This window comes from Pseudomonadota bacterium (genome assembly GCA_013285465.1).
Lineage (GTDB): Bacteria > Pseudomonadota > Alphaproteobacteria > Micavibrionales > CSBR16-224 > CSBR16-224.
Genome location: CP053449.1, coordinates 628,332 through 648,405 on the forward strand (window position 1 = coordinate 628,332; position 20,074 = coordinate 648,405).

Consider the following 20,074-nt stretch of genomic DNA (forward strand, 5'->3'; position numbering starts at 1 on the left):
TCTAGTACAGAGGAACGGATAACACAATCTTTTTTCTTTGGCTAGGATAAAAAACCGGATTAAGCCCCGAGCTTCTCGGCGGCGCGCTGTGCCGATTGTATGGCTTTTTGCGGCATATCGGCGAATTTCGTGATACAGCTTGCCGCCGTATGTCCGTAATCGGTGGAGGTTGTGACGATCTGAAAATTGAAGTCGAAGACATGCATCTGCACGAATTTGTCTTCATGGGAGGTGATATGCGCAATGATGCCTTTGCCCAGTTTCATAAAGCCGTCATTTTTCTTCAGCTCTTCTTCGCTGAAGGGGGTGGGGGCGGATTGCTTTGCCAGCAGATTGAAAATTTTTTCCAGCGTTTTCGCGGCATCCTTTGTATTTGCGGCCGTTTTGTCGAGACTTTCACCATAGACATAGGACATGTTTCTTTTACCTTTCGCGCCGTTGAATGCGTGAGAACTGCTGTCCGTGCGTCTTACCGGAAACCGCCTGTTGCGCATCACTGACCATTTTTGCAGGCATTTCGGAGAGCTTTTTCGTCTCGGTTGCCGCAAGCCGGTTCTGCTGGAACGTCATAACAGTGGCAAGACCGGTTTCAAAATCGAACTGATAGAGTTGCGTCAGGTCGCTGCCGATTGTTTTGGCTTTGACGGCTGTCTGGGCATCGAATTTATAAAAGCTTCCGTCTTTGGGAGCCTGTTTCAATGCCTGCGGCAGTTTCGGCGCTTGTGAGTCAAAGGCGTATCTTAACGCATCGATCTCTTTTTTCAGCGGCTCCGTCGCCATGCTGTGTACGGCCTGCTCTATGACTTTTCTGTCCCAATAATCAAAGCTCATGATATCCCTCCTTTAGACGCATTTAAAAACATGAAAATAATAATATGAAAAATAATAAAAGTCAAGCAGCGTCAGGCTTGCGGTTGCCGAAAACGGCGGTGCCGATACGGATTTCCGTGGCGCCGAATGTGATGGCGGTGTCGTAATCTCCACTCATCCCCATGCTGAGTTCTTTCAGGCCATGGGCTGCGGCCAGTTTATGAAGCAGGGCGAAATGCGGTGCCGCAGCCTCGTCAGCGGGCGGGATGCACATCAGCCCGCGTATATCCAGTTTGCAGTCTTTCGTGCAGAAATCGAAAAATCCTGGCAGGTCACGGGGGGCAATCCCCGATTTTTGCGGTTCTTCACCGGTATTGACCTGAATATAGCAGGGAATCGCACAGTCATGCGCCGCAAGAGATTCGGCAAGTTTTTCACGATCCAGCGTTTCGATCAGGTCGAAAATCTCCAGAGCGGTTTTGACTTTGTTGGTTTGCAGCGGGCCGATCAGGTGCAGTTCCACTTTTGGAAAACCTTCTTTCAGCGCCACCCATTTTTCGACCGCTTCCTGCACGCGGTTTTCGCCGAACAGCCGGTGTCCGGCTTTCAGGTAAGGCACAAGAATATCCTGCGGCTGGGTTTTTGAGGCCAGCAATAGCGCAACATCGGCAGGATCCCTGCCGCAAGTCTGTGCTGCGGATTTGATATCCTCAGAGAGTTTTTTCCAGTTTGCAATGCTCATTTTTTGCCAGTTTCTGTTCGACTTTATCCCAAAAGGTTTTTTCCAGCGCCATGCCGTACAAGCTGTTTGCGGGGCGCACCGTACCGGGGGAGATGATATTGATTTCCACCAGCCAGTCACCCAGCATATCGATACCGACAAAAAACAAGCCCAGCTCTTGCAGCCGCGGTGCCAGCTTACGGCAGAGCGCGTATTCATGTTCCGTAATGTCGGTTTTTTCAATTGTGGCGCCCAATGTGATATTGGCCGGCATATCCGGCGCGGACGGCACGCGCAGCAAAGCGGCAACGGGGTCGCCGTCAAACAGGATAATGCGTTTGTCGCCTTTTACCGCTTCGGGGATATATTTCTGGATGATGAACATGCCCGGGCAGCCTTGGCGGAATTCTTCATAGATCGCAGCGGCGTCGGCATCGGGGCGGATACGAAAAATTCCCGCACCGCCATATCCGCCGACGGGTTTGAGAATGTTGTCCGGATATTCTTCGCGAAAGGAGTCGATAACGGCGAAACTGCTGCCCATACGGTAGGGGACAACGTAATCGGGAAATTCATTGGCAAAGAATTTTCCGTTCAATCCGCGCACGGCTTTGGGATTGTTAAAGACATGCGTCGTCTCCGGCAGATAATCGAGTATATAGGTGGAGAGCAGATATTCCTGATCCACAGGCGGGTTCTGGCGCATCAGAATCACATCGCAACTGCCCAGATCAAGTTTTTCAAGCGGCCCGGTGAAATGCAGCGTGTTGACATCGCCGGCATCAATCTTGACGGGACGCGCCATGGCACAGGCTGTACCATTGTCCAGAAACAGATCTTTCATCGTGTAATAATAGACTTTGTCGTAGCGTAAACAGGCTTCAGCGCCCAGCAGCAGCGTGGTTTCCTTCTTCGGATCCATATTTTCGAGAGGGCAGGCCTGCAAAGCGATGGTTAAATTCATGTGTTTTTTATCCTGAATGCGGGTGATTCTATGATGTTTTCAAGGCGTTTCTGAGCGTTTTCAGCAGAGAGTTCCCTTATAAAACAAAGGATTCTGATTTTACAGTACAATTTTTTGTTCATCTGTGATACTATTTTCATCAACCAAGAAAACGGCAGTAATTTTTCAAGGGGGGCATATCATATGGAATGCTGGATCCTTTACGACGGTGAGGCCGAATCTTCAGGGCCTGGTGCCTATGAGGTCAGACGGTTCATCGAGGCAGGCAAGAGACAGAACATCAATGTGACGGTTTTCCGTCCTGAACAGTTCGAGCTTGTCGTAACGCAGGACGACCGCGACAGTATTCTTGTCAATGGTCAGGTTGCCCAGCTTCCCGATTTTATCCTGCCGCGCATCAGCGGCCATGTAAATTACTTTACGCTTGCGGTTATCCGCCATCTTGAGCGGCTTGGCGTGCAGGCTTTCAACGGTTCTGAAACCATTGATGCGGTGAAAGACAAACTTCACACACAGCAGATTCTCGCAGAAAACAACATCCCCGTTCCGGCAACGATGCTGGCGAAGTTCCCTTGTGATACGGAGATTGTCGAGCGTATTTTTGACTTCCCGCTTGTGGTGAAAACCCTGGTCGGAACGCATGGCAACGGTGTGTTCCTATGCGAAACCAAAGAAAAACTTGAAGATATTATGGAGCTTTTGAAAGAAACAAAGCCCGATATTCAAATGATCTTCCAGGAATTTATTTCCTATAGCCATGGCCGTGATCTGCGTGTTTTCGTGATTGACGGCGAAGCGGTTGCCGCGATGCAGCGGACGGCGCAGGACGGTAGCTTCAAAGCCAATGCTTCGCGCGGTGCCAAAGTGGAACAATATCCGATGAATGACGAGATTCGCCAATTGGCCATCGACAGCGCCCGCACCCTTAATCTGGATATTGCCGGTGTTGATATTCTGTTTGACGGGCAGGGCGGCTATAAAATCTGTGAAGCTAATGTCGCTCCTGATTTCCGCGCTCTTGAATCCTGCTGCAATGTCAGCATCGCGGATGAAATCCTGTCCTCCATCGCGCGCCGCCTGAAAAAGCAAAAAGGCGAGGACACTGTTTTTAGCTTTCCCGCTCTTGCCAGACAGCAAGTTTCCTAGTAAAGTAATGCCCTATCATAAATATTTATGTGAAGGGCAGATACTGCGTGACTTCTTTAAAAGACGATATTGACGGTTTTATCGATGCCGCCGCACGCGGGCAGCTTGACGAGGTCAAGCGCTACGTCAAAGCAGGGATGGATATCAATGCCCGTTGCCCGCTGGAGGGTGATACGGTTCTGAATTATGCCGCCAGTGCCGATAATCTGTTGATGGTCAAATGGCTGATAAAACATCAGGCTGATCCGAATCTGGCCAATGATTCGAAAGAAACCGCCCTTCATTACGCGACCTTTAACGGCAGTCTGGATATTATGGCGGCATTGCTGCAGGGCAAAGCCAACCCCGATTTACGGAATGATGACGGTATGACGCCGCTGGCCTGGGCGGCGCGCCGCGGACAGAGTGATGCCGCAAAACTGCTTCTGGATGCGGGTGCTGATCCCGATATCGCTGACCGCAGCGGCAATACGCCTCTGCTTTGGGCGGCAAAAATGGGCAATGCGCCTTTGGTGACGCAGCTGCTGGAGAAAAATGCGTCTTTAAAACATACCAATCTGTCCGGCGAGGATGCTGAAAAACTTGCGCGCAAAGGCGGTCACAAAGATGTTTTGACAGCGCTTGCCGCCTTCCGCGAACAGCAGCGCACCGACAAACTGCAAACCCGTCAGGATCGTCTGCGCCAATATCTGCGCCGCAAACCCTAAAGGTCGCGTTCTTGCGCCTTTCCGACAAAGACTCTTGCCAAACCGCCCGTTTTTGTTCATCCTTGAAGAAGGGGGAAGATACCCGCCTTTAACAACCAGCCTTAAGCGTTTTGTAGATGTCTGAACGAACGCCAAACCGTTATTTTTCGCTTTTTTTATCCTGCGCCCTGTGCTGCGGGATTTTGGCCGTTCCCAATCCGGCAACGGCGCGTGATCTTAAGGAAACCGTAACGCGCGCCGTGCTGACGCATCCCGATATCAAAGCAGGGCGTGCGGCACATGACGGTCTGGAACAGACGGCAAAAGAACATTTCTCTGATTTTTTTCCCGCATTCGGCGCCGAGGCGGGGATCAGTGCGATGAATGTCAATAATGACAAAACCCGCGCGGCAACAGGCGGTGATGCCTCCGGCTATGCGGGGGAAGGCACGCTGCGCGTCACGCAGATGATTTATGACGGCAAAAATACCTCCAACAGTTACCGCGCCGCCCGCGAACGGATGGATGCGGTTGATTTTGATGTGAAAAACCGTGTTCTGGATATTGCGGTGACAGCTGTCAGGGCGCATTTGAATGTGTTGCGCGCCGCCGCGCTGGACAGGCTGACCGGTGATTATATCGCCGATATCGGCGATTACGAACAGCGTATCCGTGATCTGGTCGATGCGGGGGCGGCAGATGAAGGCGAGCTGCTGCAAGCCAAGGAAATTCTGGCATTGGCCAAAAATGCGCAGCTTGATTATCAGGAAAAAACGGAGCTGGCGATTGCGGAATATCTGCAAGTGGCCGGAGAATGGCCGGACAGTATTCTGGAGATTTCCGGTGAGGATAAACAGGCGGCAACACTGATTCCGGCCAGTGTGGATGAGGCATTGGCGGTATTGGAGCGGCGGCATCCGTTGCTGACCTCGATTGAAAAGAATATCACGGCGCTGGATTACGAGCTGAAAGCGCAAAAAGGCGAATTACTGCCGCGCGTTGATGCGGAACTGTCGTATTTTCAAAAAGAGCAGGAAGAGGAATTCGGCGGCGAAATTGAAGATGCCGCGGCGATGCTGCGTCTGCGCTGGAATTTTGCAGCAGGCGGCGCACAGAAAGCACGTATTGAAAAGCGGCGTCAGGCGCGGCAGGAGGCCGCACAGCGCGCCCGCACTACGGAGCGCGAAGTTGAACGCAAACTGCGGCAAAGCTACAGCCGTTATCAGGTGGCACAGCAGCGGCTGGCGCTGGCTGCACAGCGCAAACAGACCAATGAAGGTATTTTAGAGAATTACCGTAACCAGTTTGAAGGCGGTAAGCGCACGGTGCTGCAATTGCTGCATGCGCGCAACCAGAATTATCAGGCGGATGCAGCGCATCTTCAGGCGGGATACGGCGTTTATCTTGCCCAGTATGATCTCTTGAACGCGATGGGCATTTTGTCCGATGCGCTTGGTGTCGGCGCGATAGAGGCGGCAACGATCGCGCAACAGGACAACACCCGCTGATGCGGCGGTGGTAGCGATATTATGGCAGAAAAAAAGCAGGATAAAACACCCGCAAAGCAGAAGACGGCGCAGAAAACACCTGCGCTGAAACAACAGACCGGCGGGCAGGAGCCGCTGCTGGCTTGTTTGTCATGGCTGACGGGTTATTTCGGGGAGGCGCATAGTGCGGCGGCACTGGCGGAGTTCCTGCCGGAATTTGAAACGGGCGGTATGACGGCAGAGATGTTTTGCCGTGCTGCGGCCAGAACGGAACTGCAGGCTGAAGCCGTTCCCCGCAAAATCGAAAAAATTGACCCCGCGCTGTTTCCCGTTGTTTTACTGCTGAAAGACGGGAATGCCTGCGTGGTGCAGGGGCAAAGCGGCGATAAGAAGAGTTTTTATACGGTTTTTCCGGCAGCGGAGAGCGGCATTGAAACCCTTGAAACACCGCTGCAGGAGTTGAAAAAACAGCAAAGCGGTACGGTGATACTGGTCAAACCGTCCAGATTGACCGAAAAGCTGCTGATGCGTGACGGTGAGGAACAGGATTTTACCGGTCACTGGTTCTGGCAGGTGGTCTGGAGCAATAAGCCTGTTTATCTGCGTGCCTTGCTGGCGGCGTTTTTTATCAATCTGTTCGTCTTGGCAGCGCCGATTTTCATTATGAATGTTTATGACCGCGTGCTGCCGAATAATGCGATTGAAACGGGCTGGGTGCTGGCCTTTGGCGTGTTGTCTGTTTTTGTTTTTGATTTTCTTTTTAAAAATCTGCGCGGCTATTTCATTGATATTGCCGGGCGGCGCGGCGATGTGATCTGGGCGCGGCGGCTTTACGACCATGTGCTGGATATGCGCACCGATGTGCGGACGGAACCCGCAGGCGTTTTCGCCAATCATATGCGCGAATTCGAGCATATCCGTGATTTTATGACCTCTGCGGTGATGGCCTCCATCATTGATTTCCCGTTTGCGTTATTGTTCATTTTTGCGATTTACCTGCTGGGCGGCACAGTCGCTTTTGTACCGCTGGTGCTGTTCGTGATTGTGTTTGTGCTGTGTCTGCTGCTGCAGATGCCGGTGAAAAGCCTTGTGCGCCGTGCAGCGAAAAGCAGCGAGGAAAAACAGGGGATTCTGATTGAAACCCTGAACGGTCTGGAATCAGTCAAGGGTTGCGGTGCAACGCGTCATTTCCGCAGCGTTTACGGACGTTATGCGGCGGAAAGCGCGCTTTACGGACAAAAATCGCGCTTCTGGTCGGGCTTGTCGGTGCATGTGGCGACATTTGCACAGCAAATCAGCGCGGTCGGTATTGTGCTTTTTGGCATGTATATGGTGCGGGACGGGGAACTCAGCACCGGTGCGCTGATTGCTTGTGTCATCTTGGCCGGACGGGCGATTGCGCCGATCGCACAAGTGGCGGGGCTGATTAATAAATACCATTATGCCCGCAGTGCATTGAAAACGCTGAACCGTGTCATGAAAATGCCGGAAGAACGCCCGCAGAACCGCCGCTTTTTACATCGTCCGGCTTTGCACGGGCTGTATGCGGCGGATAATCTCGGCTTCACTTATGCGGGGGCAACAGTTCCTGCCTTGCAGAATTTACGTTTCGCTATTCAGGCGGGGGAGCGTGTCGGCATCGTCGGACGTATCGGCTCGGGGAAATCGACGCTGATCAAATTACTGATGAAATTCTATCAGCCGGAAACCGGTGTCGTGCGGCTGGACGGTACGGATTTACAGCAGATTGATCCGGTAGATCTGCGCCGCGATATCTCCTATATCGGTCAGGATACGACACTGTTCCGCGGCACGGTGCGTGAAAATATCGCGATGGGGCATCCCGGTGCAACGGATGAGGATGTGCTGAAAGCCGCACAGGTTTCCGGTGCCCATGCCTTTATCCGCCATCACCCGCTGGGTTATGACGCGCCGGTCGGTGAGGGCGGACGCGGTTTTTCCGGCGGGCAGAAACAGGCTATCGCTATTGCCCGCGCTCTGGTCGGGAATCCGCATATGCTGATCTGTGACGAACCGACGAATGAAATGGATAATGTCTCCGAAAACCAGCTGGTTAAATCCCTGCAAAGCTGGCTGGATGAGGGCAAGCGCGGCTTGATTGTCGTGACGCACCGTTTCTCGCTGCTGGAGATGGTTGACCGTCTGATTTTGATGGATCAGGGTAAAATCCTGATGGACGGGCCGAAAGAGAAAGTCGTCGCCGCCCTCAACAGCGGTCAGCTGCCTGTGCAGTCCACTCCGCCAAATACTGCGGAGGGAGGCTAGGCCATGGCAAATCCCGACAAAAACTACCTGTCTGAAATGGAAGAAGCCGCACGTCTGAAACCGCATTGGAGTGCGAGCCTGCTGACGGTATTGATCGCCGTTTTTGTGATCTGGATGCTGGCATGGGCGGCAATTGCAGAGGTGGATGAGCGGGTGCGCGGTGTCGGGCGTGTGATGCCGTCCAGTGATATTCAGACATTGCAAAGTCTGGAAGGCGGTATCCTGTCGGAATTGCTGGTGCAGGAAGGCGACCGCGTTGCCAAAGGGCAGGTGTTGATGCGTATTGACGATATTCTGTTTGCCTCGGAAGGGCGCGGGATTGAAGCGCAAATGATCGGGCTGCAAATCCGCAAGGCGCGGCTGGATGCCGAATCCGAAGGGGTGGCGTTCAAATTGTCGCAGGAGCTGCGCGAACATGCGCCGCAAATTGCGGAGAATGAAGAAAATCTTTATGCCTCCCGCCAAAAGGAACTGGCCACCGCGCTGGAAATCATTACGCAGGAAGAAAAAGAAAGCCGCGCCAATCTTGCGGAAATTAATGCCAATATTGCCAAATTGGCGCAAAGCCGTGACTCTTTAAAAAAGGAGCTGGATATCGCCAAGGCGCTGGTGGCAAAACGTGCCATGCCGGAGATTGAAAAATTGCGTCTGGAGCGTCAGTATAATGAAACCCGCGGCAGCCTTGCCACAGCGGCGCAAGCTAAAAAAGGTCTGGCTGCAAGGCTGGGCGCGACCGAGCAGAAACGCAGTGAACGTCTGGCCGCTTTCCGTTCCGATGTGCTGGGACAGCTGAACGAAACCGAAACCCGTATTACGTCTATCAGCGAGGCCTTGCGCTCTGCCGAGGACCGTATCAGCCGCACCGAATTGCGCGCGCCTGTTGACGGTATTGTCAAAAGCGTGGCGATTAAAACCGTCGGCGGTGTCATCGAACCCGCGCAGCGTCTGGTCGAAATCGTTCCGGTGGAGGATGAGCTGATGGTGCGCAGCCGCGTGCGCCCCGAAGATATCGCCTTCCTGAAACCGGGGCAAAAGGTGAGGGTCGGTATTACCGCCTATGATGCGCAGATTTACGGCTCTCTGACCGGCAGTCTGGAACGTATCGGCGCGGATGCGGTGATGGATGCGGATGGCGCAATGTATTTTGAAATCGATGTCCGTACCGACAAGAACAATCTCGGCACAGCGGAAGAACCGCTGCTGATCAGCCCGGGTATGGTGGCGGAAACCGAAGTCATTACCGGTAAGCGGACGATTTTGTCTTATCTGCTGAAGCCCGTTCTTAGGCTGAAAGACCGCGCTTTCACCGAGCCGTAATTAACCGTTCGGTGAAAATTTCTTTTGAAAGACGCGGGTCTGCGGCGCAGGTGTCGGATTAGCCTTTTCCTGCATCAGCACATATTCCGCATAGCTGATAACGGTTGATCCCGGCGGGACAATGGCATCACCTTCATATTGCTTCGGACTGGCGACGACGATTTCATCACCGACACTTTCATAGGAATATTTGCGGTTATTCAGATATGAGGAGGGGGCGAGGCTGTGACACAGCTTATCGAAAGCGTCCTGTATATTCATCCGGGTTGTGTATTTTGAAAGCGCGGATTCGGCCTTCATACCTTCCTGACTGTTAAAATCGGTCGTCAGATATGTTCCCGCACGATTTGTTTCCATGACCCAACCTTCCGGCAGAGGGGCATTCGGGTCTTTCATGCTGTATTCAAAACGGTTGGGATAACCCGCCATCGGCGTTGCGGCAATGCCGATACTTTCGGCATGTAAAATCAGGTCTTTCTTTGCCTGTGCGGCGGCGCGTTCCAGATAATCAATAATCTGCATGGTTTCGCCACCGGCGATGGCATAGACATATTCTTCTTTCGCGGCGTTATACATGTGATATGCACCCTTTCTAAAATGACGTTATATAATTGTCATATCATGTAGGAGGCGGTGAGTCAATATAGCTATGGTAAATAATGGCGGGGTTAGTCTGCCGTATTATTGCGCCAGTAATTACGGCTCTGCGATGCGGGTTTGTTTTCCGTGTCTTGTGCAGCCTCCGCATCCGCGGTGTTCACTGTTTTGCCGTCTGCCGGAACAGTTTCCGCATCGGCATCAGGCGTGATAACGGCTGTTTTTCGGCGTTTTTCGGCCAGCATTTCGTGGCATTTTTTTTCCGCCTTATGCCGGTATTTTTTTTGGAAGGACAAAAGATCCGTTTCCGGTGCGACTTCGGCAACGCAGTCAGCCAGTGTGTTATCGCTGTAATGTTGCAGATTCTGGTTCGCCGTGCTTTTCAGCCCGGCCGTCATGCCGTTGACCGGCCATAGCAGGAAGAAAACAATCACGCTTGTGTAAAAAACGATACGGATCATGGCTGTTACCAGTAATCCCTGCGGCTGTTATAGCCGTCATTATAGTAACGGTCACGCTTCGGCGGCGGTTTGCCTTCGGCATAGGCTTTGACCAGATTGGTGATTTGGTAATGATTGCGCTGTTCTGCCAGATCAACGGCGGTAAAGCCGACGCTGTCGGCAATTTTCGGATCCGCACCGTTTTCCAGCAAATATTCGATCACCGGCTCATTGCCGTGTTTGATGGCAATATGCAGCGGCGTGTTACCGTTGACATCTTTGCGGTTGACCGGCAGTTTTGCCGCGACAAATTTCTTGGTCAGGCTGACACGGGCCTTTTCAGCGGCCTGATGTAAAAAACTGCGGCGGTCGGTTTTCGGCAGGATATGCAGATTGGCACCTTTTTCGATGAGCTTGTCAATCGCGCCTTCCTCTGTTGCGGCAACGGCAAAATATAATGCCGTGCGTCCGAAATTATCGGTGCTGTTCAAAGGCGCGCCTTTTTCAATCATTTTGCCGACAAAAGCGGTTTGTCCGGCATAGGCGGCCAACATCAACGGCGTGCGGCCTTCATAGTCGCGCACGTCAAGATCGATATTCTTTCCGCCCTTACTGTCCAGAACCTTCTCCAGAAAATCCGCTTTTCCGGCTTCTGCCGCCATGTGCAGCAGGGTGCGACCGTTTTCATCCGGTGTATTGAAATCACGCCCGTTCTGTTTGGCCAGATAGATTGTGGCCTCTGCGCTGTTATTATAGGCGTTAAAGGCCTGCACCAGCGGCGTTTTACCTTCTGCATTCTTCTCGTCTGTTTTTGCGCCCAATCCGACAAGGAATTTCAGCGTTTCAACATCACCGGATACGGCGGCCAGATGCATGGCGCTGTTGCCTTTGCCGTTTTTGGCGTTAATATCCGCACCGAAATCGCGCAGCATTTTTGCCAGCGCGTAATGTTTTTTGTTACAGGCGGCGATGAAGGGGGTTTCCTCTGCGAAATCGGTACTCAGCGCTTTGGCATCCGCACCGTTTTCCAGCAGATAGCGGCAGGTCTCAATATTGTTGGCAGAGACGGCATGCATCAGCGGCGAGGTATTTCTGCCGGAGGTTTTGCCATCCAGCGCTGCGCCGTGGCGGTGCAGCAATTTCAGCATTTTTAGCGTTTTCGGTGTTTCCTTTTGCTGTGCGACGATACTGACAGGGCTTCTTGTCGTATCGGGATTGTTGGTTTTTGCACCGTAATCCAGCAGCAATTGCGTGACTTTGTAACGCATCTTTTCAACGGCCACGGTCAGCGGCGTTGCACCCATACGGTTGGTTTCTTCAATCTCCATGCCGCTGTCCAGCAATTTACGGATCAGATCAATCGACCCGTCTTCCTCAATCAGCTTGTGCAGCATATAATCGGGGTTTGACGGCATGCCGTTACCGGCGGCCGTATTGTTGACATTATCATTCACGGGGCGGTAGCTGCCGGAATGCGGATCATAACCGCCGCGGTTCGTATTATAGCGCGGTGCAATCTGTCCGGGAATATTGCGCGGAATGTCGGAGCCTTTGGACAGAAGGTAATCCATAATCTGTGGAATATCGGTTTCGAATTTGTTGTTGTACAAAACCAGCGCAACGGCGTTTTTGCCGGTTTTATCGGTATCGTTCAGATTTGCGCCAAGCTCCACCAACCGTTTGACCGTGGCGTAATCGTTATGCGTTACGGCAACCATCAGCGGCGTATAGCCGTCCTGTTTGCTTTTATCTTCATTCAGGGATCGTAATACGTCGGGACGGTCGAGAAGCAGGTCAATCATGTCCTGATTATTGTGCCACAGGGAAATATGCAGCGGGGAATAACCGTTTTCCTCTTGCGCGGTTGCATCTGCTTTCAGATCCAGCAGTGTTTTCGCGGTTTCAACGGCACCGCGTTTGACAGCCTGTATCAGCGGCGTAATGCCGCGCTTGTCACGGGCGTTGACATCCATTCCGGCAGCCACGAAAAGCGGCAATAATTCGTCACGTCCGGCGGAAACCGCCTCATGCATCAGAGTTTTGCCTTCGCCGGCGCTTTCTTTCAGATCTGCACCGGATTTCAGCATGGTTTGAATTGTCGCGGCGGAAATACCGGCATGAACCGCATCGTAAAGCGGGGTATGGCCGCCGGTTTTTATGCCGTTTACGAGCTTCGGGGCTTGTGCGGCAAGAAATCCGGCAACATCCTCGCGTCCAAGGCGTATGGCAACATGCAGAATATTGCCGCTGCCGTTTTCCGTATCGCGTGCATTCAGAAATAAGCCGCTGTCTTTTTTCCACAGCTCTTCGATTTTTTCGAGTTTTGCTGTCGCGACCAGTTGCAAAGCGTCGGGTTTTGCAGGCGGCGGCGGGGGCTGTTGATTGCGCTGGCGCATTTTTTCAAGCAGTCGGTCATGCGGCTGTTTCATGGCTATTCCGTAGTTATGTATTTAGTTTAAGGAATGTCAGCCTATCAGATCGATATAGAAAAGAAAAGGAAAGAGTCGGTGTTTTACGGAAAAAAAATATGCGGGCATGATCACGGGCATGATCAAAGGTGTCGCAGTTATTCCGATGTGGGCGGTTCCGCACGTTGTCCGGATGTGGGCGGTTTCGCCCAGGGCCGCCGCGGCGGGCGGCGCAGGCTGACCGGCAGGCGGGGGACAGGCGCGCCTGTCATGGTCGAAATGGCTGCGATACGTTTGTCAATCGGCGGATGGGTGGCAAACATACCCATGAAATGATGGGAGTTTTCAATACACATTTGCTGAATATCATCCGGCATGTCCTTGATACGGTCATGACCGGAGATACGCATCAGGGCGCGCATCATGCTTTCGGGGCTTTTTGTCAATTCCACCGCGCCGGCATCGGCCAGAAATTCGCGTTTGCGCGACAGGGCAAAGCGCGTCAAAATGGCAAAAATATAACCGATCACCAGAATGGCAAGGCCGATCAGCATAACGGCACCGCCGCCGTTATTGCGGTTATTGCTGCGCCCCGAACCGTAGCGCATGCTGGTCGTGTGCCGCCCATGTACCAGCATACGGAACACCATCTCCGCAAAAAAAGCGATCATGCCGACAAAAATAACGCTGATAATCAACAGCCGGACATCGCGGTTGATGATATGTGTCAGCTCATGCGCGATCACGGCTTCCAGCTCGTCATCCTGCAGGGCTTCGACAATGCCGCGCGTCAGCGTAATCGTATAGGTTTTTTCCGAGATGCCGCTGGCAAAGGCGTTCATGGCGGGGGAATCGATCATCTCGAATTTCGGCATCGGCAACCCGCGCGCAATACACAGATTTTCCAGCATATTATAAATTTTCGGATAGTCTTTACGCGTCACGGGCACCGAGCCTGTGGCGGCGCGGATCATTCTGCCGTGAAAGAAATAGGCAAGTGTAAACCAGCCTAGTGTGAACAGGATCAGGTAATGCAGATAGGATAATGTCGTGCTGAAACCGTATTGCAGAAAGTCGGCAGGGCTGCTGCCTGCAGCGGAGGGATTGATCTTTGGCCCGGCAAAGGTAAAAAACATCCAGACCATCATAAATAACAACACGGGATAACAAAGCAGCAGTAAAACCGATTTGATGTGATTGTTATATATATGTGTTGAAAGGCCGACAGAGCTTAATGCCATGTGATTCTTACCTTGAGAGGGGCGTGTTGTCTTGCTTGCATTTCAAAATAAAATATTTGCGGGGTAAAGGTAAAGCGTAAAAAGCGGCGGCATGTCCGCGCTTTCCGGAAATTATAAACTTATGAAAAAATATTTCGGCGATCTCTATTGACATAAGACCATGAATCTGATAACTTAACGAAGTATTAACAAGAACACGATTCTGGCTTCCTTTAGAGAAGCATGCCGGATATACGGCAAAAACGGCGAAACAACAGGTAAAGTTAAGGTTTTAAGGAGAGGGTCATGGCAGAAAAAGAGGGTAATCAAACTTACCGTTGGAATCCCGTTCTCGGTACGGATTGCCGCACATTGGAATTCCGCAATATCGCGGGGGATGATCTCGAAAAACATATTCGTATGCAAAAAGCCAATGAGCAAGCCATTAAAGAGCTTGCTGATGAACTTGGCGTTTTAAAGCAAACCGAAAAAGAATACGAACTCGACGAAGAGACGAAAAAAGTTGACCCGACCAAACGCCTTGTCGAGACTTTTGAATACTGGCAGGCCTTTCAGGAAGGCCAGGACAAGCAAGGAAATGATACATGGTCGGTTCAGGCGATTGAAACAACGGTTCTGCAAGACGGAACGGTTATGGAGACCCCGCAGGCTATTTCCAATGACAATAAAGGCCTGACTGCGATTCAGGCCATCGGCAAACTGGCCGCTTTCGAAGCCATTGCGCTGCAGGATAAAGATATTTACGAGCTTCCCGGCGAAGCGGACGGAAAAACGGCGACCGCAGCACGTGAAGAACTCGGTTTCGAGCATTTCAAAGCATTCGGCGAGCGCGAAGGTCTGCTGTTTGATGCGATGGATATCACCCCTTATGTGCGCCAGAACGAGCGTGTTCTGCCGCTGGGCGGACGTTTCAACAAAGCTGACCGCGAAGGTGCGAATAAGCGCTGGAAAGAAGGCCGCGATAAAATCGCCAATGCGAATATTGATGCGCAATCCCTGTTGGACAGCGTTGTTGCCAATGCGCCGAAAACGGCGACCATTGACCGTGTGCTGCAATCCTTCAAGGCCGTCGAGATTATGGATGAATTTGCCCGCAAAATTGAAAGCGCCCGCGAAAATCTTGAAATCTATATCGGACGCTATACCCGCAAAAATCAGGGTGAATATATTGAAAACGCCATTAATGCACTGGTTGACAAGAAAACCGGCGCACTGCCGACGCTTGAGCGTCTGAAAACGGAACGCATCCTGCGCGACACAACGGAATTTGACCGCTTTATCAAAGAAGCGCATATCGCCTGTTACGTAATCCATGCGCAAGCCATGCTGGATATGCGTAGCCGCGGTGCGTTCGATGATGAAAAAGAGCGTGTCGAGGTTGAAAAAAGCCTGCGCGCATTGGAAAAAGATATGGTGAAACAGGCCACAACCTACGGCCTGCCCAGCGATACAATCAGCAAGGCACAAAACGCCATGGCACTGCCGGGCGGCCCGAAAATGCCGGAATTGCTGAACAATTATTTTGACCATTACAAGCAACGCAAAAAAGCCTATGAGCAGCGCCGCGATCAGGGGTATATCCCCGAGGCCGATACCGCTCTGCCGCCGACGCGTAAGCTGACGGTAAAAACACCGGGGAGGTAACAGCAGAATTTGAAATTTGTTTCGCCAAAGGCGGGACTCCATAGGGCTTCGGTATTACTGAAACTTTCCTTTTGACGTTTATGTCACTTCTTTGTTTCTCCTGTTCCTGTTGTTAAAGGGGGGGTGGAATGATACCGGGGCCCCACCAGTTTCAAAGAAAAGCGCGGCATCACTGCCGCGCTTTTTTATTTATATGCAATAATTGCGTCATTGTTTTTTTAATATTTTATTGTAGATTGAATCCCATCATCAAAAGAAATGCAGAAAACATGTTATCAAAAGGTTCGGATCAATGTGGAAATATACCCGTAAATTCTCGCAAGCAATCTTACCGGTGCTGCTGATATTGTTGTTGACAGGCTGTACAGGATCAGAACACTATCTGGCGAATGTTTCTGATGCTGACCTGCTGAGTATGAAAAGTGAAATTGACGCGAATGGCAAGAAATATGCAGCGCGGAAAAACAACCGCAGCGATGCTGCGAACCGCGCAATTGTTTCAAGGGTATTTAAGCGGCTGTATAAAAAGGCACAACCGCTTTGTGATTATACAGGCTATACAAGTTGCAAATTCGAAGTCATTTATGATGAAAGCGATGTCGTGAATGCCTATGCATCTGAAAGCAGCAAGATCACCATGTTCCGCGGGCTGATGCAATATTTGCGCAATGATGAGGAAACCGCTTTTGTGATTGCCCATGAAATGGGGCATCACCTTGCTAATCACAATCAGGAAAAAACAAGGAACGCAGCGGTCGGCGCGACGATTTCCGGTGTTTTGACGGCTGTGCTTCTGGCGGCGGCAAATCAGAATAATCCCAATTACACTGTCTATCAAAGGCAGCAGGATGAACAAACCGTCAGAAATATGACGAAGACCGGCGCCATGATGGGGGCGTTATCCTATTCAAAAGAAGAGGAACGCGAAGCTGATCTGCTGGGACAGTATCTTTTGGTGCGTAGCGGCTATGATCTGAAAAAAGCCGAACGTGTTTTGTGGATTTTGCTGGATATAGAGACAACAGGCGGTGACAAAATTAACCAGTCGGCCTTTGGGGAATCGCACCCCGCAGGGCCTGAAAGGCTTGCGGCATGGCGGAATACGGTCAAGGAAATCAGGAACAATCCGTCAAAACTGCCTTATAAGGCAAGCGAACAGCCGGGGCAACCCGCCAAGGCAACGCAAAAACCGCAAAAAGTGGCTTTGCCCAGCAGAAAGCCGGAATAATGATATGATGACAGAAAACGCGGCGGTTATCTGGCGGCATAAAGGATGAAAGGGGGCATGATTTAATGCACCCTTTTTCGTTTACACATCTTTTCCGTCCTGATATGTTGCGGACGTGCGGAAAACCGCCTTTTGCAGCGTGATTCTTTTTCATGTTTTGGTGGGGTGCGCAGGCGGCTATTTTAAAGGAACAGAAAAAATGGGAAACAGACCAATGAAAATTTTGTCCGGTACCAGCAACCCCGCATTGTCGGAAGCGATTTCAACCTATCTCGGCATTCCGCTGACCAAAGTCTCGATCCGTAAATTTGCGGATGAGGAAGTCTTTGTCGAAATTCTCGATAATGTCCGTGGCGAGGATGTCTTTGTCATCCAGCCGACCTCGAAACCCGCGAATGACCATCTGATGGAACTTCTGATTATGATCGACGCGCTGCGCCGCGGCTCGGCACGCCGGATTACGGCGGTGCTGCCCTATTTCGGTTATGCGCGGCAGGATCGCAAAACCGTTTCCCGCTCGCCGATTACGGCGAAACTGGTCGCCAATCTGCTGACAGGCGCGGGCACGGACCGCGTTTTGACGATGGATCTGCATGCAGGCCAGATTCAGGGCTTTTTCGATATTCCGCTGGATAACCTCTATGCCGCAGGGCCGGTCTTCCTGACCGCGATGAAGGAACGCCGCACCAAAAACCCGCTGACGATTGTTTCGCCGGATGTCGGCGGTGTTGTCCGCGCACGGGCGATTGCCAATAAACTCGATGCCGGTCTGGCGATTATCGATAAACGCCGCGAAAAGGCAGGCATTTCCGAAGTGATGCATGTGATCGGTGAGGTTGACGGCCATGACTGCATCATGGTGGATGATATTGTTGACAGCGCAGGAACGCTCTGCCACGCCGCCAAGGCGCTGAAAGAACATGGTGCCGCCTCGGTACGCGCCTTTGCCACGCATGGTGTTCTATCCGGTCAGGCCGTGGAGCGTGTGAAAAACTCGGTGATGGAAGAACTGGTCATCACAGACAGTATCCGCGTGCGTGATGATGTTGCCGCAGAAAAGAAAATCGGTGTGCTGACGGTTGCGCCGCTACTGGGTGAAGCCATGATGCGCATCAGCGAGGAACGCTCGGTTTCCAGCCTGTTTGAGCAAACACTGCCTGCAACAGCCTAGAGCTTGCAGAAAATAGTGTAAAAGCAAGAAAATGCTTGCATTTTAACGTGCAAACCGTTTAAATGCGGCGTTCTTCTGTAAAAAAGTGAGAATGACGGAAGAGCTAGGGCATCCGCACCCCTGGAGGCGGATGTTTTTTTGAAAACAGAAAGATATAAGGAATAAGAACATGGAAAAAATTCAATTACAGGCGCAAGCGCGCGAGGGAGCCGGCAAGGGGGTGGCCCGTGCAATTCGTCGTGAAAAACAGATTCCCGCAGTCATTTACGGTGACGGCAAGGAACCCGCCCTGATTACCCTTGAAGGCAAAGAAGTATTCAAAGCGCTGCATTCCGGCGGTTTCTTCACACAGGTTTGTGATATCGAAGTTGACGGAAACAAGCATCTGGTACTGGCGCGTGATGTCCAGCTGCACCCGGTAACGGATCTGCCGCTGCATGCGGATTTCATCCGTGTGACCGAGAAAACAAAAATCTGGGTCAATGTTCCCGTTCATGCCATTAATGAAGAAAAAAGCCCCGGTCTTGATCGCGGCGGTCTGCTGAATATGGTGATGCACGAAATCGAACTTTTCTGCCGCGCAACCACCATTCCGGAATCTTTGACGATTGATCTGGAAGGTCTGGATATCGGTGATTCCATTCAGCTGAATGCCATCAAATTGCCGGAAGGCGTCGAAGCGTCCGCCGATATGGATGCAACGGTCGCGACAATTGCCGCACCTGCTGCTGTCCGCTCTGCCGGTAAAGGCGAAGAAGGCGAAGAAGGTGAAGAAGGCGTCGAAGGTGAAGAAGGCGTTGAAGGCGAAGGCGAAACAGCTGAAGCCGGCGAAGCCGATTCCGAATAAGCGCACGCAATGTCTGATCCTTTTATGCTGGTTGGGCTGGGAAATCCCGGCAGCCAATACGAAAACAACAGACATAATATAGGCTTTATGGCGGTGGACGAAATCGTCCGCCGCCATCGCTTTTCCGCGTGGCGCAAAAAATTTGACGGGCTTATCTGCGATACCGTCATCGATGATGCAAAAATTTACGCGCTAAAACCCCAGACTTTTATGAATCTCTCCGGTAATGCCGTACAGGCAATGGCGGCTTTTTATAAAATCCGGCCTGAAAATATCATCGTTTTTTATGACGAGCTGGATCTGGCGCCGGGAAAATTACGGGTGAAACAGGGCGGCGGTGCAAACGGCCATAACGGGTTGAAATCCATCGACGCACATCTGGGAAAAAATTACTGGCGTGTGCGCATGGGCATCGGCAGACCGGAAGATAAGGAGCGCGTCACAGGCTATGTTTTGGGCAATTTTGCCAAGGGAGATGCATTATGGCTTGATAAGTTACTCCCTGTAATTGCAGAAGAATTCCCCTTGCTTTTACAGAAAAAAGATGGTATGTTTATGACGAATATTGCACGCGCCATGCAGCCGGAAAAGCCGAAGCCGAAACCGGCATCGACACCGGAAAAACCACCTCAGGAAAAGACAGAGGAAGGGCAGAACGGATGACATCCGGACAGGATCGCTGGCAGCAAATGCAGGATGATATCGGTGAATTCACCGAAAAAACATTCGGCAAAGGCACGGTGAAGGGAAAGATTACGCATCTGGCTGAAGAGCTGGAAGAAGTGCTGGCAGACCCGGATGACCGCCATGAATGGGCTGATTGCATGATTTTGCTGCTGGGTGCGGCACGCTGCGCAGGGCTTGATATGAATGATTTATATCAGGCCATGCAGGAAAAAATGGATATTAACCGCAAAAGGAAATGGGGTCCCCCCGATGAAGACGGCATTGTACGCCATGTTAGATAGCCAGAGGATCGACGCGAAATTCGTCGTTCTTTGTCTGTTGATGCCTGGCGGGAATATCGTTCTTAGCCTGGTACTCGGACGTTATTTGTTGCGCTTTGTTCCCGCACTCTCTA

At 51.7% G+C, this 20,074-nt stretch carries 19 protein-coding genes; 11 read left to right on the forward strand and 8 right to left on the reverse strand.

Annotated features, from left to right (window positions below):
• Window positions 1-59 precede the first annotated feature (59 nt).
• The 4 genes from HND56_03050 to gshB all read right to left on the reverse strand — a co-directional run bounded on the left by HND56_03050 (window position 60) and on the right by gshB (window position 2,495).
• Window positions 60-416: a hypothetical protein gene (locus HND56_03050; protein QKK04725.1), complete on the reverse strand. Its 357-nt coding sequence runs from the start codon at window positions 414-416 to the stop codon at window positions 60-62.
• 7 nt (window positions 417-423) lie between these two features.
• The gene (locus HND56_03055) at window positions 424-831 is read right to left on the reverse strand and encodes a hypothetical protein (GenBank protein ID QKK04726.1); all 408 of its coding nucleotides are present in this window, start codon (window positions 829-831) and stop codon (window positions 424-426) included.
• A gap of 61 nt (window positions 832-892) precedes the next feature.
• Window positions 893-1,552: a YggS family pyridoxal phosphate-dependent enzyme gene (locus HND56_03060; GenBank protein QKK04727.1), complete on the reverse strand. Its 660-nt coding sequence runs from the start codon at window positions 1,550-1,552 to the stop codon at window positions 893-895.
• Window positions 1,521-2,495 carry a glutathione synthase gene (gshB, locus tag HND56_03065; protein ID QKK04728.1) on the reverse strand — a complete coding sequence of 325 codons (975 nt, stop codon included), beginning with the start codon at window positions 2,493-2,495 and terminating at the stop codon, window positions 1,521-1,523. The genes HND56_03060 and gshB overlap by 32 nt, the downstream gene beginning before the upstream one ends.
• A 183-nt stretch (window positions 2,496-2,678) precedes the next feature.
• Here gshB and HND56_03070 point away from each other — a divergent pair, with 183 nt between their 5' ends.
• From HND56_03070 to HND56_03090, 5 genes are all read left to right on the forward strand, one after another.
• Window positions 2,679-3,641, forward strand: coding sequence for a RimK family alpha-L-glutamate ligase (locus HND56_03070; protein ID QKK04729.1), 963 nt, complete (start codon window positions 2,679-2,681; stop codon window positions 3,639-3,641).
• Between the two features lie 47 nt (window positions 3,642-3,688).
• Window positions 3,689-4,348 carry a hypothetical protein gene (locus HND56_03075; GenBank protein QKK04730.1) on the forward strand — a complete coding sequence of 220 codons (660 nt, stop codon included), beginning with the start codon at window positions 3,689-3,691 and terminating at the stop codon, window positions 4,346-4,348.
• A 116-nt stretch (window positions 4,349-4,464) separates the two neighbouring features.
• On the forward strand, window positions 4,465-5,835 hold the full coding sequence (locus tag HND56_03080) for a TolC family protein (GenBank protein QKK04731.1): 1,371 nt from the start codon (window positions 4,465-4,467) through the stop codon (window positions 5,833-5,835).
• Window positions 5,836-5,856: 21 nt separating this feature from the next.
• On the forward strand, window positions 5,857-8,100 hold the full coding sequence (locus tag HND56_03085) for a type I secretion system permease/ATPase (GenBank protein QKK04732.1): 2,244 nt from the start codon (window positions 5,857-5,859) through the stop codon (window positions 8,098-8,100).
• A gap of 3 nt (window positions 8,101-8,103) precedes the next feature.
• Window positions 8,104-9,417: an HlyD family type I secretion periplasmic adaptor subunit gene (locus tag HND56_03090; GenBank protein ID QKK04733.1), complete on the forward strand. Its 1,314-nt coding sequence runs from the start codon at window positions 8,104-8,106 to the stop codon at window positions 9,415-9,417.
• On the opposite strand, the gene HND56_03095 is transcribed toward HND56_03090, so the two are convergent.
• From HND56_03095 to HND56_03110, 4 genes are all read right to left on the reverse strand, one after another.
• Entirely contained in the window at window positions 9,418-9,993 is a 576-nt protein-coding gene (locus HND56_03095; protein ID QKK04734.1) for a hypothetical protein, read from the reverse strand.
• A 92-nt stretch (window positions 9,994-10,085) separates the two neighbouring features.
• The gene (locus HND56_03100) at window positions 10,086-10,475 is read right to left on the reverse strand and encodes a hypothetical protein (protein QKK04735.1); all 390 of its coding nucleotides are present in this window, start codon (window positions 10,473-10,475) and stop codon (window positions 10,086-10,088) included.
• 5 nt (window positions 10,476-10,480) lie between these two features.
• A complete protein-coding gene (locus HND56_03105; protein QKK04736.1) occupies window positions 10,481-12,883 on the reverse strand; it encodes a hypothetical protein in 2,403 nt (800 codons plus the stop codon).
• Window positions 12,884-13,020: 137 nt separating this feature from the next.
• Complete coding sequence (locus HND56_03110; GenBank protein ID QKK04737.1) at window positions 13,021-14,103, reverse strand: M48 family metallopeptidase; 1,083 nt, start codon at window positions 14,101-14,103, stop codon at window positions 13,021-13,023.
• A gap of 285 nt (window positions 14,104-14,388) precedes the next feature.
• Here HND56_03110 and HND56_03115 point away from each other — a divergent pair, with 285 nt between their 5' ends.
• The 6 genes from HND56_03115 (at window position 14,389) to HND56_03140 (ending at window position 19,961) form a co-directional block, all read left to right on the forward strand.
• A complete protein-coding gene (locus HND56_03115) occupies window positions 14,389-15,747 on the forward strand; it encodes a hypothetical protein (GenBank protein QKK04738.1) in 1,359 nt (452 codons plus the stop codon).
• Window positions 15,748-16,039: 292 nt separating this feature from the next.
• A complete protein-coding gene (locus HND56_03120; GenBank protein QKK04739.1) occupies window positions 16,040-16,975 on the forward strand; it encodes a M48 family metalloprotease in 936 nt (311 codons plus the stop codon).
• 214 nt (window positions 16,976-17,189) lie between these two features.
• On the forward strand, window positions 17,190-18,146 hold the full coding sequence (locus HND56_03125; protein QKK06536.1) for a ribose-phosphate pyrophosphokinase: 957 nt from the start codon (window positions 17,190-17,192) through the stop codon (window positions 18,144-18,146).
• A 169-nt stretch (window positions 18,147-18,315) separates the two neighbouring features.
• Window positions 18,316-18,993: a 50S ribosomal protein L25/general stress protein Ctc gene (locus HND56_03130; protein ID QKK04740.1), complete on the forward strand. Its 678-nt coding sequence runs from the start codon at window positions 18,316-18,318 to the stop codon at window positions 18,991-18,993.
• A gap of 24 nt (window positions 18,994-19,017) precedes the next feature.
• Entirely contained in the window at window positions 19,018-19,656 is a 639-nt protein-coding gene (locus HND56_03135; protein QKK06537.1) for an aminoacyl-tRNA hydrolase, read from the forward strand.
• On the forward strand, window positions 19,653-19,961 hold the full coding sequence (locus tag HND56_03140) for a DUF550 domain-containing protein (GenBank protein ID QKK04741.1): 309 nt from the start codon (window positions 19,653-19,655) through the stop codon (window positions 19,959-19,961). The genes HND56_03135 and HND56_03140 overlap by 4 nt, the downstream gene beginning before the upstream one ends.
• Window positions 19,962-20,074 lie beyond the last annotated feature (113 nt).

Bases quoted from the DNA above. Each gene is read 5' to 3' on its own strand.
- HND56_03090 (QKK04733.1), top strand. From the start codon at position 8,104: ATGGCAAATCCCGACAAAAACTACCTGTCTGAAATGGAAGAAGCCGCA.
- HND56_03120 (QKK04739.1), top strand. From the start codon at position 16,040: ATGTGGAAATATACCCGTAAATTCTCGCAAGCAATCTTACCGGTGCTG.
- HND56_03130 (QKK04740.1), top strand. From the start codon at position 18,316: ATGGAAAAAATTCAATTACAGGCGCAAGCGCGCGAGGGAGCCGGCAAG.
- HND56_03050 (QKK04725.1), bottom strand. From the start codon at position 416: ATGTCCTATGTCTATGGTGAAAGTCTCGACAAAACGGCCGCAAATACA.
- HND56_03100 (QKK04735.1), bottom strand. From the start codon at position 10,475: ATGATCCGTATCGTTTTTTACACAAGCGTGATTGTTTTCTTCCTGCTA.
- HND56_03080 (QKK04731.1), top strand. From the start codon at position 4,465: ATGTCTGAACGAACGCCAAACCGTTATTTTTCGCTTTTTTTATCCTGC.
- HND56_03095 (QKK04734.1), bottom strand. From the start codon at position 9,993: ATGTATAACGCCGCGAAAGAAGAATATGTCTATGCCATCGCCGGTGGC.
- HND56_03060 (QKK04727.1), bottom strand. From the start codon at position 1,552: ATGAGCATTGCAAACTGGAAAAAACTCTCTGAGGATATCAAATCCGCA.
- HND56_03125 (QKK06536.1), top strand. From the start codon at position 17,190: ATGAAAATTTTGTCCGGTACCAGCAACCCCGCATTGTCGGAAGCGATT.
- HND56_03105 (QKK04736.1), bottom strand. From the start codon at position 12,883: ATGAAACAGCCGCATGACCGACTGCTTGAAAAAATGCGCCAGCGCAAT.
- HND56_03085 (QKK04732.1), top strand. From the start codon at position 5,857: ATGGCAGAAAAAAAGCAGGATAAAACACCCGCAAAGCAGAAGACGGCG.
- gshB (QKK04728.1), bottom strand. From the start codon at position 2,495: ATGAATTTAACCATCGCTTTGCAGGCCTGCCCTCTCGAAAATATGGAT.
- HND56_03135 (QKK06537.1), top strand. From the start codon at position 19,018: ATGCTGGTTGGGCTGGGAAATCCCGGCAGCCAATACGAAAACAACAGA.
- HND56_03055 (QKK04726.1), bottom strand. From the start codon at position 831: ATGAGCTTTGATTATTGGGACAGAAAAGTCATAGAGCAGGCCGTACAC.
- HND56_03140 (QKK04741.1), top strand. From the start codon at position 19,653: ATGACATCCGGACAGGATCGCTGGCAGCAAATGCAGGATGATATCGGT.
- HND56_03110 (QKK04737.1), bottom strand. From the start codon at position 14,103: ATGGCATTAAGCTCTGTCGGCCTTTCAACACATATATATAACAATCAC.
- HND56_03115 (QKK04738.1), top strand. From the start codon at position 14,389: ATGGCAGAAAAAGAGGGTAATCAAACTTACCGTTGGAATCCCGTTCTC.
- HND56_03070 (QKK04729.1), top strand. From the start codon at position 2,679: ATGGAATGCTGGATCCTTTACGACGGTGAGGCCGAATCTTCAGGGCCT.